The sequence below is a fragment of the Prevotella melaninogenica ATCC 25845 genome, from assembly GCF_000144405.1.
Taxonomy (GTDB): domain Bacteria; phylum Bacteroidota; class Bacteroidia; order Bacteroidales; family Bacteroidaceae; genus Prevotella; species Prevotella melaninogenica.
This window is the reverse complement of record NC_014371.1, coordinates 708726-722325: the sequence shown is the minus strand read 5'-3', so window position 1 is coordinate 722325 and position 13600 is coordinate 708726. Positions and strand designations below refer to the sequence as shown.

General features: G+C 42.5%; 9 protein-coding genes. 4 read left to right on the top strand and 5 right to left on the bottom strand.

What is annotated here, in order from left to right:
- The first annotated feature begins 71 nt into the window (after nucleotides 1-71).
- The gene (queC, locus tag HMPREF0659_RS09875; RefSeq protein WP_013265362.1) at nucleotides 72-728 is read left to right on the top strand and encodes a 7-cyano-7-deazaguanine synthase QueC; all 657 of its coding nucleotides are present in this window, start codon (nucleotides 72-74) and stop codon (nucleotides 726-728) included.
- 332 nt (nucleotides 729-1060) lie between these two features.
- Here the strand turns inward: queC and HMPREF0659_RS09870 are convergent, their stop codons facing one another.
- The 5 genes from HMPREF0659_RS09870 to HMPREF0659_RS09850 all read right to left on the bottom strand — a co-directional run bounded on the left by HMPREF0659_RS09870 (nucleotide 1061) and on the right by HMPREF0659_RS09850 (nucleotide 9987).
- Nucleotides 1061-3448: a bifunctional dihydroorotate dehydrogenase B NAD binding subunit/NADPH-dependent glutamate synthase gene (locus HMPREF0659_RS09870; protein ID WP_013265252.1), complete on the bottom strand. Its 2388-nt coding sequence runs from the start codon at nucleotides 3446-3448 to the stop codon at nucleotides 1061-1063.
- Between the two features lie 170 nt (nucleotides 3449-3618).
- On the bottom strand, nucleotides 3619-4908 hold the full coding sequence (gene serS / locus HMPREF0659_RS09865) for a serine--tRNA ligase (RefSeq protein WP_013265275.1): 1290 nt from the start codon (nucleotides 4906-4908) through the stop codon (nucleotides 3619-3621).
- A gap of 457 nt (nucleotides 4909-5365) precedes the next feature.
- Nucleotides 5366-6865, bottom strand: a complete 1500-nt coding sequence (locus HMPREF0659_RS09860) for a DUF5687 family protein (RefSeq protein WP_013265786.1) — start codon at nucleotides 6863-6865, stop codon at nucleotides 5366-5368.
- Nucleotides 6866-7480: a LolA-like putative outer membrane lipoprotein chaperone gene (locus tag HMPREF0659_RS09855; protein ID WP_013265419.1), complete on the bottom strand. Its 615-nt coding sequence runs from the start codon at nucleotides 7478-7480 to the stop codon at nucleotides 6866-6868.
- A gap of 44 nt (nucleotides 7481-7524) precedes the next feature.
- Nucleotides 7525-9987: an FtsK/SpoIIIE family DNA translocase gene (locus tag HMPREF0659_RS09850; RefSeq protein WP_013265261.1), complete on the bottom strand. Its 2463-nt coding sequence runs from the start codon at nucleotides 9985-9987 to the stop codon at nucleotides 7525-7527.
- Between the two features lie 103 nt (nucleotides 9988-10090).
- On the opposite strand from HMPREF0659_RS09850, the gene HMPREF0659_RS09845 reads away from it, so the two are divergent.
- The 3 genes from HMPREF0659_RS09845 (at nucleotide 10091) to tilS (ending at nucleotide 13455) form a co-directional block, all read left to right on the top strand.
- On the top strand, nucleotides 10091-10744 hold the full coding sequence (locus tag HMPREF0659_RS09845; protein WP_013265347.1) for a 3'-5' exonuclease: 654 nt from the start codon (nucleotides 10091-10093) through the stop codon (nucleotides 10742-10744).
- Nucleotides 10745-10892: 148 nt separating this feature from the next.
- The gene (locus tag HMPREF0659_RS09840; RefSeq protein ID WP_013265373.1) at nucleotides 10893-12095 is read left to right on the top strand and encodes a class I SAM-dependent rRNA methyltransferase; all 1203 of its coding nucleotides are present in this window, start codon (nucleotides 10893-10895) and stop codon (nucleotides 12093-12095) included.
- Nucleotides 12085-13455 carry a tRNA lysidine(34) synthetase TilS gene (gene tilS, locus HMPREF0659_RS09835; protein WP_013265179.1) on the top strand — a complete coding sequence of 457 codons (1371 nt, stop codon included), beginning with the start codon at nucleotides 12085-12087 and terminating at the stop codon, nucleotides 13453-13455. The genes HMPREF0659_RS09840 and tilS overlap by 11 nt, the downstream gene beginning before the upstream one ends.
- The last annotated feature ends 145 nt before the right edge of the window (nucleotides 13456-13600 follow it).

Genomic DNA, 13600 nt, shown 5'->3' with positions numbered 1-13600 from the left:
TACTAATTTTTGATGGATTGGTGAAATCAAACACTATCTTTTTTGTAAATTTGCAGAAAAATAAGATTGTAATGAAAGATTCGGTTATTATTGTTAGTGGTGGACTTGATTCTATCACGTTGCTTTATGATAAGGCGGAGACGATCGCTTTAGCAATCTCTTTCGACTATGGTCAGAACCATGGGGCTAAGGAACTGCCTTATGCTCAGTATCATTGTGAGAAGTTGGGGATTCCTCATATAACGATTCCACTGTCTTTTATGCACCAGTATTTTAAGAGTTCGTTGCTTGATGGGGCTGATGCTATCCCAGAGGGTCATTATGAAGAGGAGAATATGAAGTCGACGGTTGTTCCTTTCCGTAATGGCATTATGCTTGCGATAGCGACGGGTATTGCCGAGAGTCATGAGTTGAAGCGTGTGTATATTGCTAATCATGGTGGCGATCATACGATTTATCCTGACTGCCGTCCTGAGTTTATTCATGCGATGAATGGTGCTACGGAGGCTGGAACCTTTGTGAAGGTGCGTGTTGAGGCTCCTTATACGGAGATTACTAAGGCTGAGATTGTGGCGCGTGGTGCTGCGTTGGGAATAGACTATTCTAAGACTTGGAGTTGTTATAAAGGTGCTGATATCCACTGTGGTAAGTGTGGAACATGCGTTGAACGTAAGGAAGCCTTTGAAGCGGCGGGAGTGAAGGACCCGACGATTTATAGCATGGATTGATAGGATTGTCCTATTATTGCTTGCCTCTTAATTTCAAAAACTAAAACAGTCGGATTGAAGAACTCAATCCGACTGTTTCGATTATAGGGCTTCGTACTATTCTGTACACGCTTCTCATATACATTGTTTGTGAGTATATTGCCCTTTATTATGTGTACAGAAAGTAAGCTGTTTATGCCTCTATGCACTTGTGCTGATGCTTCGCACGAATGGTGCTTACGTACAACACCATTCGTGCTAAGGCTTGGCACCACTGTTTGTTGTTGTTGGAAAGGGAGTAACTGTTATTAATAAAACGTGCTACTAACCAATACAAACAACAAGCAGGGTGATTAGTGGGCTGCTAATAGTTGTTCTGCCATGTTTGCAGCAGCTCTTCTTCCGTCTCCCATTGCAAGGATAACCGTTGCACCACCACGTACGATGTCACCACCAGCAAAGATTTCTGGCTGTGAACTCTGCATCTGTTCGTTGACAACAATCGTGTCTTTACGACCTAACTCAAGTCCCTTTACAGACTTAGGTACCAATGGGTTAGGTGATACACCTACGGCAACGATGACCTGGTCGCACTCGACTGTGACAGTCTCGCCAGTCAATTCTGGTCGACAGCGACCACTTGCGTCTGGTTCTCCGAGTTTCATCACATCTAAGACAGCAGCACATACACGACCTTTTTCATCCGCCTTATATTCCTGTGGATTATGAAGAGTGAGGAAGTTGATACCCTCTTCTTTAGCATGTTTCACCTCTTCAAGACGTGCAGGCATCTCGGCTTCAGAACGACGATATACAAGTGTGACGTCAGCGCCTAATCGTTTGGCAGTACGACAAGAGTCCATAGCCGTGTTACCACCACCGATAACCAAGACTTTCTTACCCATAATGATTGGTGTGTCGGTCTCTGGATTGGCTGCGTCCATGAGGTTTACACGTGTCAGATACTCGTTACTTGAAAGGATGTTGATAGCGTTCTCGCCTGGGATACCCATGAAGTTAGGCAATCCGGCACCTGAACCAACGAAGATACCCTTGAAGCCTTTCTCCTTTAAGTCTTCTATACTGATGGTCTTACCGACGATTGTATCGGTCTGGAAGTGTACGCCTATGCGACGAAGATTATCTATTTCGACATCAACAATCTTGTTTGGTAGACGGAACTCAGGGATACCATATTTCAAAACACCGCCAATCTCGTGCAGTGCCTCAAATACATAAACCTCGAAGCCACGCTTTGCCATGTCGCCAGCAAAGCTTAATCCTGCAGGACCAGAACCGATAACAGCTACCTTGATACCATTGGATGGTGCAACGTCTGGCAATGCCATGTGTCCGCTTTCACGCTCATAATCGGCTGCGAAACGCTCAAGATAGCCGATGGCTACGGCTGGTGAGTTCATCTTCAAATGAATACAACGGCTCTCACATTGCTTCTCCTGTGGACAAACACGACCACATACGGCTGGTAGGGCAGATGTTTCCTTGAGTATCTTGGCTGCTTCGAGGAAGTCGCCACGCTCTATATTCTTAATGAAGTCTGGTATGTGAATGTTTACAGGACAGCCCTCTACGCAAGAAGGTTTCGGACAGTCGAGGCAGCGTTTAGCCTCTTGCATAGCCATCTCTGGCGTTAGTCCGATATTTACCTCCTCTAAACGGGTCTTCGCACGATAGTCGGCATCCAGTTCAGGCATCTTCACACGTTCAATAGCTGTGCGCTCCTTTGGCTTAAGTTCCTTGCGTAATGTGGCACGCCAATCAGCTCCCTCCATTTCTTCTGATAGGTGGGCTGTAGGTGATGAGGTGTTTTCTTCTTGACAGTTTGCTGCTCCATTTTCTGCGTTGTTCTTATCTCCTGTCTTCCCTTGAGCCTCTTTTTCTGACTTGTTTCCCGCCAGGCACTCCCCTCCTTCGGAGGGGTTGGGGGAGGTCTCAATATCCTTAAACGTCCCCATTCGCTTGAACATCTCATCCCAGTCGACGAGGTCGCCATCGAATTCAGGACCATCAATGCAGACAAAGCGAGTCTTACCACCAATCGTTAGACGGCAAGCACCACACATTCCAGTTCCGTCCACCATAATAGTATTGAGTGAAACATCGTTAGGAATGCCGTATTTCTTTGCTAAAAGAGAGGTGAACTTCATCATGATAGGAGGTCCGATAGCTAACACCTTGTCTACGTGTTCGCGCTGTATCACCTTTTCTACGCCCACGGTGATGACACCTTTCTCTCCGTAGGAACCATCATCGGTCATGATGATAACCTCATCAGAGTATTTCTTTACGTCGTCTACCATGATAACTAACTCCTTAGTACGACCGGCGAGGACAGAGATGACTCTGTTACCAGCCTGCTTCAGTGCTGTAAGGATAGGGAGAATGGCAGCGATACCAATACCACCACCCGCACAGATAATCGTACCGTAGTTCTCAATATGGGATGGAGTACCGAGTGGTCCGACAATATCAACAATCTCATCGCCTTCATTCAACTGGCAAAGCTTTGTTGATGAGCGTCCTACCTCTTGGATAACCATGGTGAGCGTACCCCTTACTGGGTCCGATTTCGCAATGGTGTAAGGTACACGTTCGCTGTGGTTGTCAACACGCACGATGATAAAGTTACCTGGACGGCAGCTTCGTGCAATGAGCGGTGCTTCTACTTCTAAGCAGAAAACCTTCTCTGAAAACTGTTGTTTACGGATAATCTTGTTCATGGAGTGGTAATAGATATTAAAAGTACTGACCCTATGTGTTCTTTATACTTTGGGTGTTCTTCTATTGTAAAGAGTCGTATAAAAGATTGATAAGGGTAAGTAGCTTTTGTTGTTTTATTAGTTGTTCGCGGTAATGATGCCCCTCCTTTTTAAGGGAGGGGCTGTATTTTTTAGTCCATCTTGTCGTCGAGCATCTCGAAACCACAGTAAGGAACGAGTACCTTTGGTACACGAATACCCTCTGGGGTCTGGTTGTTCTCGATGATAGCTGCAACGATACGTGGCAGAGCAAGGGCTGAACCATTCAATGTATGGCAGAGTTCAATCTTCTTATCTTCGGCATGACGGAAACGACAATGCAGACGATTTGCCTGATAGCTTTCGAAGTTTGAAACGCTTGAAACCTCCAACCAACGCTCTTGTGCAGCACTCCACACCTCAAAGTCATAGCAGAGAGCAGCTGTGAAGCTAATGTCTCCACCGCAAAGACGGAGGATGTGATAAGGCAATTCAAGCTTCTTTAAAAGACCTTCAACGTGGTCTAACATCTCATCCAATGACTGATAAGAGTGCTCTGGCTTATCGATACGTACAATCTCAACCTTATCAAACTGGTGTAAGCGGTTCAAACCACGTACGTCCTTACCATAGCTACCAGCCTCACGACGGAAACAAGCAGAGTAAGCACAACGTTTAATAGGCAGGTCTTGCTCGTTGAGAATCTCGTCACGGAAGATATTTGTAACAGGAACCTCAGCTGTTGGGATGAGATAGAGGTCGTCAAGATTAGCATGATACATCTGTCCCTCCTTATCTGGCAACTGACCAGTAGCCTGACCAGACTCCTGATTTACTACCAATGGTGGCTGTACTTCCAAGTAGCCACTCTTACGAGCTTCATCGAGGAAGAATGCCTCTAAGGCACGTTGGAAGCGTGCCATCTTACCGATATAGAGTGGGAAACCAGCACCAGTAATCTTCACACCAAGATCGAAATCTACCAAGTTAAACTTCTTCAGCAAGTCCCAGTGGCACAATGCGTCAGCAGGTAGGTTTGGCTTCTCGCCCCCTTCCTTTACAACAACATTATCCTCAGCATCCTTACCTTCAGGTACAATCTCGTTAGGGATGTTAGGAATTGTCAGTAACACGTCTGTCATATCCTTCTGAGCCATATCCATTATCTCTTGAAGAGCCTTGTCAGAAGATTTTAATAATGCTACCTCTTCCTTTATCTTGTCAGCTTCGTCTTTCTTTCCTTCTTTCATCAGTCCACCAATCTGCTTCGAGAGCTGATTCTGCTGCTGCTTGTTTGTGTCAAGCTTCTGCTGAGTCTCACGACGCAAACGGTCATATTCCAATACTTTCTCAACTGCCTCACGTGCACCTTTGAAGTGTTTCTTCTCCAGTCCTTTGATGACGCGTTCAGTTTCTTCACTGATGAGCTTTAATGTAAGCATAACGTTCTAATCTTTATTTTAATTTGTTTCTGAGAGCAAAGTTACGAAAAAACTTCTATAAGTCAAAAACATTTATATTACTTATTTTGTTCTGTGTTGAGTTGAATTAACTATAGTTGTTTTTCTAATGATTGTAGATATTTTCCTGTTAAGAGAAGAGTTTCTTAGATTATATTGGCTATGCTTGGTTTATAAGTATTCCTCTTGTCACCTTATTCATTGTTATTTGGCGGTTCTATTCACCCTAAAGTTCATCTTATTTTTAGTACTTTTATTGTGGGGTTGAGGCTGCGCACATATGGTGCTTACGCTGCGCACATTTGGTGCTGATGCTTAACACATGTGGTGCTGATGTTTAGTACTATGTAAAAAGTTGGTGAAGAAGATGCAAGTTGTGAGTGATTACTCAGTCTAACTGCTCTTTTTTAGTTTTGGTTTTAACGGAAAGTTGTTTTCTTTATCTACTCTTCTGAAACCCTTCAAGTTGTTCGTATTGGTTGTCTTTCATCTTTCGACTGATACTACTAATCCAACGACGATGAGTGGTTATGAAGATGATACCAAGGAGGGAGAGGATAGTATTGGAGAGGATCGGTTGGTTTAGCCACCATGTACCTAATGCGGTAATTGGGAATGGACTGATGATGGTAATGATTGTAACGATGAGTTGTATATAGTTAGTATTCGCATTCTTGCCCGTGTGGGTAGCTTGCATAGAGAATGTTACCTTATTATATATTGCCATTTGAAATAGAATACGATAGGCGACACCAGCCGCAAAGAGGGCATAAGATAGTATTGTCCAAAAGCTTATCTTCCCAATTATAGCTACAGGGAGGAAAGCGAGCAGCGGTATTAAGAGTAGGGCAGTATAGAAATAATACTTTGCAAGCAAAAGGTTCTGGATACTATTACGCTGCATCAGTAGGCATTCATAGTAATTTCCTTCATAACACATGATTCTTGAGAGTGAGCTTAGTCCGTAGACGATAAAGCTATAGTAGACAAAGCCGTTAATCTTAACCATGTCACTCTCTGGGTCAAAGGCTGTGATTAGACTAAAGATAAAGATACCAAAGGTGTTGAGAAAGAAGATCAAACGGAGTCTTTTGTTGCGTAGAATACCCCACACTTCAATCTTAAGATACTCACCAATCTGGTTGAATCGGTCGAAGAAAGTAAGGTTTATGCTATTTTTGTCATGTTTCACTGGTGCTGCTGTGTATTGCTCTTGGAGAATACGATGCTCAAGGACGTTGCGATTTAGCAATATCATTCCTATTAGAAGCAATATCATTACAGCATATATCCACACTTCTCCTCTTATCATTGCATTACCAATCTCTGCCCAACGTTGGAGGTAACTTTGTGGAGATGGGAAGAAGATAGTTATTATGGCGATAAATAAATAGGTAAGAATAGGTACGAGCCAATACCACAGTCCACGTGCAGTCAGTACTTGTGTAAATTGGAAGAACTGTCCATTGATAAGTAGAAGGAGATAAAGTCCTGCAGTATAACCAATCATAGCCGATGCACCCAACTCTGGAATGACTGTTTTAACACCAAAGGGAATACAGATAAAGAGAAGGTTTACATTCTTGAAAACTATCAGTTGTCGCAGAATCAGATAATCTGTATAGCTATGTTTGGGAAGCGGTAAGAGTAGGTAAGGACGGATATGCATCAGTAATCGGTGGTCTGTCGTATATCTGAAAAGATAATCAATGAACAGAAACACAGGTATTAGGGCATAGATGAAACGATAACCGCCAAGATTATCCTCGATAACGAGGTCTGCCAATTCACATCCTATCCATACAAAATAAGAACAAAGAAAAATAGCCAACACGTAGTAAAAGTACTTTGCTACGTTGTTGGCTTGCCATATTTTATTTCTTCTACCCGATAGGCAGAAGTGCTTATGTAATGTTTGTATAGCTTCCCAGTAAGTCATTTATCTCAAGTCTATCACCTCAGCAGACGGATAGTTCTTCTTGTTGAAAGTAAAGATATTGTCTGAAAGGTTCTTGCGCTGAATACCAGAAACAGTGATAGTAGTCCACTTATTAGCCTGCTTAATCTTGATCTTTTGTAGCTGATAGGCTTTGTTTACAGTTACATAAGCCTCAGGAATATTGCGTTTAGGGTTGGTTGCCTTCATGTGTACCACGTAAGAACCACCTTCATTTGTCATTGAAAGGTTGTAACCCTGACGATACAATGTCATCAATGCGTAAGGGTTCATTGAAAGACGCTGTGCTTCTGTAGGTGTAGAAACATTCACTTCGTCAGTAGACTTCATGTATGACCATTGTGTTGTTCCATTAAACCATACAGTTGTCTGTGGCGTTGTGGCAATAAACTTAACACCTTTCACAGAAATAGTACCTGCAGTTCTACCTACAGCACCAGGTCTGGAAAGTTCAAAGCGAGCCGTAAAACCACCCAAATTAGAAATGTTAGCTGCAGCTTTATCCATACAAGCCTTAGCCTGATTAGCATTCTGTGCGAAAATACTATTTGCCATAAAGATGGCTACGAGCAATAGCAAATATTTAATCTGTTTCATTGTTTTATCGTTTTTATTCTGATTTCCTATACTTTTATTCTTTGTTATCCACGGAGGATAGTAAGCATATTATCAAGACTTACCTCGTCACTTATCAGTACCTCACGTGGTTTTGAACCCTTTGCTGCACCAACGATACCTGCTTTCTCCATTTGATCCATCAGTCGACCAGCACGGTTGTAACCAATAGACAGGCGACGCTGAATCATACTTGTTGAACCTTGTTGGCTGACAACAATAGCACGTGCAGCCTCCTCAAACAATGGATCAAGGTTGTGAGTATCCAGTGCACCACCTCCTCCAGCTTCGTCTTCAGACAATGGTTCTGGGATTTCCAATGGGCGAACAGGACCTGGTTGATTAGCAATGAACTTGGTAATATTCTCTACTTCAGGCGTATCAACAAAGGCACACTGCACACGAACAGGGTCAGCACCATTGAGATAAAGCATATCACCACGTCCGACAAGCTGTTGTGCACCTGGTCGGTCGAGGATGATACGTGAGTCCATCATCGCTCCAACGCGGAAAGCAATACGTCCAGGGAAGTTTGCTTTGATGTTACCAGTGATAATTGTTGTTGTTGGTCGCTGGGTTGCAATAATCATGTGAATACCGATAGCACGTGCCAACTGTGCGATACGTGTGATAGGCATCTCCACTTCCTTGCCCGCAGTAAGAATCAAGTCACCAAACTCATCAATGATGACAACGATGTATGGCATGAACTCATGGCCTTCTTCTGGGTTCAGTTCGTGTCTGAGGAACTTCTGATTATATTCCTTTATATTTCTAACACGAGCCGCCTTCAGTAAGTCGTAACGCTCATCCATCAATACACAAAGACCTTTCAGCGTCTTTACAACCTTCTGAACGTCTGTGATGATTGGTTCATCTTCATTCTCCTCAACAGCTGCCATGAATGGTTTGGCTATAGGAGAGTAAACGCTGAACTCTACCTTCTTTGGGTCAACCAGTACAATCTTTAGCTCGTTAGGATGCTTTTTATAAAGAAGGGAGGTGATAATAGCATTCAGACCGACAGACTTACCCTGTCCGGTAGCACCCGCAACGAGTAGGTGAGGAATCTTAGCAAGGTCGACCATGTACACCTCATTAGTAATCGTCTTACCCAATGCGATTGGTAACTCCATTGTAGAGTCTTGGAACTTGCGTGAGTTCAGAATAGAGAACATTGACACAATGTTTGGCTTAGCATTTGGTACCTCAATACCAATCGTACCCTTGCCTGGCATTGGAGCAATGATACGGATACCGATAGCCGCCAAACTCAGTGCAATATCATCTTCAAGGTTCTTAATCTTAGAGATGCGAACACCCTGGGCAGGTGTAATTTCATAGAGAGTAATCGTTGGACCGACTGTTGCGCGAATACTACGAATCTGTACACCAAAGTCGTTTAACACCTTGATGATACGGTCTTTGTTTGCTTCTAATTCCTCTTGACTAACGTAGTTGGTCTTAGAATCAGAAGTATATTCCTTTAATAGGTCAAGTGAAGGGAACTTCCACTTTGTAAATGGCTCACGAGGATTGATAGGAGTCAGTGGAAGGTTGTTGTTAGCAAGCGTCTTGCTATTTGCTTTCTCCTCAACTTTCTCCTCCTCAACTTCAAAGCCTGGACCTTCTTTCTCTGCTGTATTCTTAGCCTTGTCACCACCATTAGGTGAATAGAGCGAGTCTGGCTCTTGTGGAACGATTGCAGGCTCTGTTGGCAAGTCGATAGGTTCAGCGAGGGTAGGGTCAACATATTCTGCTGGCTCTACAGGTTCTTCCTCAATAACCACCTCATCATCATAGACGTTTTCAGTGTTGTCTCCCTTACTATCATGTACCACCGTAAACTTTACCTTGTCACGAATATAACCAAATGGGTTAATCATCTTGCGTACGACAGTAATCGTTTCGGAAGTAAGATAAGTGAGGTAAGCCAACATGATAATCACTAAGATAGCGATTAATCCCGGTGTACCAACAAGGTTTTCCATGTATTGAACACAGAAAGCACCATGGTCTCCTCCTGGATTATAGACTTGGTCACCCATCAGTGGGGTAAGTGCTTTGGCAAAAGTAATAGACGACCATATCATTACCAAAGCCATACCCATGAACCATTTCGTTAGGTTCAGCTTTTTGTAGGCTCCCATCATGCGGAGACCACAAAGTGCAATGAAGGCTGGAATGATAAAGGCTGGAATACCAAAACAGCGGGAAATAAGTCCGTATGAGATGATTGCACCGAGTGAACCGCATACATTTTGGAAAACTCTACTTGTGTTTTCTACCTCTCCAGGACGAAGGTCTGTTACTAAACTTTGGTCTGCTGCACCTGTACTGAAATAGCTAAAAAAAGCTACACAGATATAGATAGCAACGCATAAAAGGATAAGTCCGGCAATAAATCCAGTCTTGTCGTTAATAATGTTATTTAGTCCGATCGCCTCGGTGAAAGTCTTTCTTTTATGTTCTGTTTTCTTCTTTGCCATTTATCGCTATTCTTTTATACTTGCAAAAGTAATAAATTAGTGCCACATAAGTGCCGTTTTTCAAACTTTTTTTTTAATTTTGCAAGTTAGTATGCAATCCGAAATGAGTACAGTATTATACAATAGATTCGATAAGAGTAAAATATCACAGTTGCCAAGGGTTACTTTCCCCGGGAAGATTGTTGTTGTCTTAAATGAAGCTGAAGCTGAGAAGGCAGTTAATTATTTGCTTTCTAAGGACATTATCGGTATTGATACGGAAACACGTCCTGTCTTTAAGAAAGGGCAACGTCGTAAGGTTGCACTCTTGCAAGCCTGCGACCATGAAGTGTGTTTCCTCTTTCGATTGAATCTCATAGGTGTACCTGAATGTATTAAACGTTTTCTTGAAGATACAACAGTGCCTAAAGTGGGACTCTCTTTGGGCGATGATATGTTGATGTTGCATCAGCGACTCGACTTCAAGCCGGGTTATTTTATAGACCTTCAAGACTATGTTAAGTCGTTAGGTATTGAAGATATGAGTCTTCAGAAACTCTATGCAAATGTCTTTCATGAGCGTATAACAAAACGTGAACAATTATCTAATTGGGAGAACGAGATATTAAGTGATAAGCAGAAAATATATGCTTCTACAGATGCTTGGACGTGTATCAAACTCTATGAGCGTCTGCATGAATTGAAACATAGTGGTAATTACGAACTCGTTGTCGTTCCTCCAAAGGTGAAACCTACACCAGAAGTGACATCAGAATAACGTCTCTATGTAAATTATTATCGTGAAGATAAATATTTTTTTTCATGAAGAAAAAGATTTCTTTTCACGTAAATAAATAATTATCTTCATGAAAATAATTCGCTAATCGGCAAGAAGTGGAAACCAATAAACTCTAAAAAGGAACTTTATGTATAAGCAAGTATATTTGAAAAGGGGCAAAGAAGAGAGTCTTCTTCGCTTCCATCCATGGATCTTCTCAGGTGCTATCAACAAGATAGAAGAAGGACTTGAGGAAGGTGATATTGTGCGTGTTATGACGCATGACAAGAAGTTTATTGCTGTTGGTCATTTCCAAATAGGTTCTATTGCTATCCGTGTGCTCTCATTCCACGACGTGAAGATAGATGATAAGTTTTGGGAAAGTCGTTTGAAAGCGGCTCTTCAAGTGCGTCAGGCGATTGGTGTAATTCGAGAAGAATCAACAGGAACAGGACTGTTCCCAAACACAACTTACCGTCTTGTTCATGGTGAGGGCGACAATCTTCCAGGATTGATTATTGACATATATGGCAAGACTGCCGTTATGCAAGCCCATTCTGTAGGTATGCACGTATGCCGTGAGGTAATTGCGAAAGCTCTTGTTAAAGTGATGGGCGATAAGTTGGACAGCATCTATTATAAGAGCGAGACAACGCTTCCTTATAAGGCAGATCTTGGTCAAGAGAATGGTTTTATCTATGGAGATACTGACAATAACATTGCGATTGAGAATGGCTTAAAGTTTCATATCGACTGGTTGAAAGGTCAGAAGACGGGTTTCTTTATCGATCAGCGTGAGAACCGCTCTCTCTTGGAGTATTATGCAAAGGGAAGAAGTGTACTGAATATGTTCTGTTACACGGGTGGTTTCTCTGTTTATGCTATGCGTGGTGGGGCTGAAGTGGTACATTCTGTGGATAGTTCGGCTAAGGCTATCGAACTGACGAATAAGAATATTGAACTCAACTTTCCTAATGATTCACGTCATGAGGCTATCTGTGAGGATGCTTTTAAGTATCTTGATGATAACGATGGTAAGTATGATCTTATCATTCTTGACCCACCTGCCTTTGCAAAGCATCGTAACGCATTGAAGAATGGTTTGCGTGGTTACACCCGATTGAACGTCAAAGGATTTGAAAAGATTAAGCCGGGAGGAATCTTGTTTACCTTCAGTTGTTCGCAGGTAGTCACTAAAGATAATTTCAGACAGGCTGTCTTCACCGCTGCTGCACAAGCTGGACGTAAGGTGCGCATCCTGCATCAGATTCATCAGCCTGCTGATCATCCAATTAATATTTATCATCCAGAAGGCGAATATTTGAAGGGATTAGTCCTTTATGTTGAATAAAATCAAACGATTCATAGTTTCTGAGCATCTGCTACGGGTAGATGCTCTTTATTTAGTAGCGCTGTCTGGTGGTGCAGATAGTGTTGCCCTTTTGCTATGTATCAAGGAGTTGGGCTATCGTGTTGAGGCTGTTCATTGCAATTTCCATTTACGTGGAGAGGAGAGTCTGAGGGATGAACAGTTTTGTGAGGACCTCTGTCAACGTGAGAATATCCCACTCCATAAAGTCCATTTCGATACACAGGCTTATGCCGATTTGCATAAGGTGAGCATTGAGATGGCTGCACGTGAGTTGCGTTATCGTTATTTCTTTCAGTTGAAGGAGGCGTTAGGTGCTGACGGAGTATGCGTAGGTCATCATAAAGAAGACTCTGTAGAAACAATTCTCATTAATCTCGTTCGTGGAACAGGACTGAGTGGTTTGATGGGTATTCGTCCTCGTAATCATGATGTTATCCGCCCTTTGCTTTGTGTAACACGCCAAGAAATTGAAGACTATCTTCATCAACACGCTGTTTCTTTCGTTACTGATAGCACTAACCTAATAGATGATGTAGTGCGGAATAAGATTCGCTTGAATGTCCTTCCACAGTTATCTGAGATTAACCCATCGGTTACGGATGCTATTCTTACTACTTCCAATCATCTCTCTGAGGTAGATGCTATTGTGCAGGAGTCACTTAAAACAGCTTTGGGAAAGGCTGTTAGCTTTATTAATTCTGCAACTCAAGTTAGTTCAAACAGTTTAAGTAACGAACCATTTCAGCTCGACTTGTCTGTTGTTCGTGCGTTTCCTTCTCCTTCTTTTCTCCTCTTTTATATACTAAAACCACTCGGTTTTTCATCATCTCAGATTGCAGAGATGGTTTCACATCTTGATGGACAGACGGGGCAACTGTGGTATTCCCCATCGCATGAACTTACACACGATCGTGGTGTCTTCATGGTTTTACCTCGTGAGGAAGCTGAACCACGTCAGCTTGTTATCCCCGAAACAGGGCGTTATGTCTATGATGAGCAACTGTCTCTTCGACTGACTGAACGAGTATTGACACCTTCTTCAAACGTTTCATTCTCAAAGGTTCCTACTGTTGTTGACCTTGATGCATCCTCTATCCGATTTCCTTTGACCTTAAGACGGGTTGCAGAAGGCGATCGATTTACTCCTCTTGGCATGCGTGGTACTCAACTTGTGAGTGATTTTCTCACCAATCTCAAACGTAACCGCTTTGAGAAACGTAACCAGTTGGTCCTCCTTGATGCTACAGGTACTATCCTTTGGGTCCTCGGTCTTCGTATCAATGACCGTTTTAAGTTGACCCCACAGAGCACTTCTTGCCTGCGTATAGAAATCTTGTAATGTAGAAGAACTTTCTGTTTATTCTAATCTTTATCTACTTGTGTAGTGAAGGAATGGGCTTAAAATAATCATAAACAAAATGGTCGACCATTTCTGTTTTTACAGAAAGGGTTGACGTTTTTTGCAAAAAAGGTTGACTGTTTTA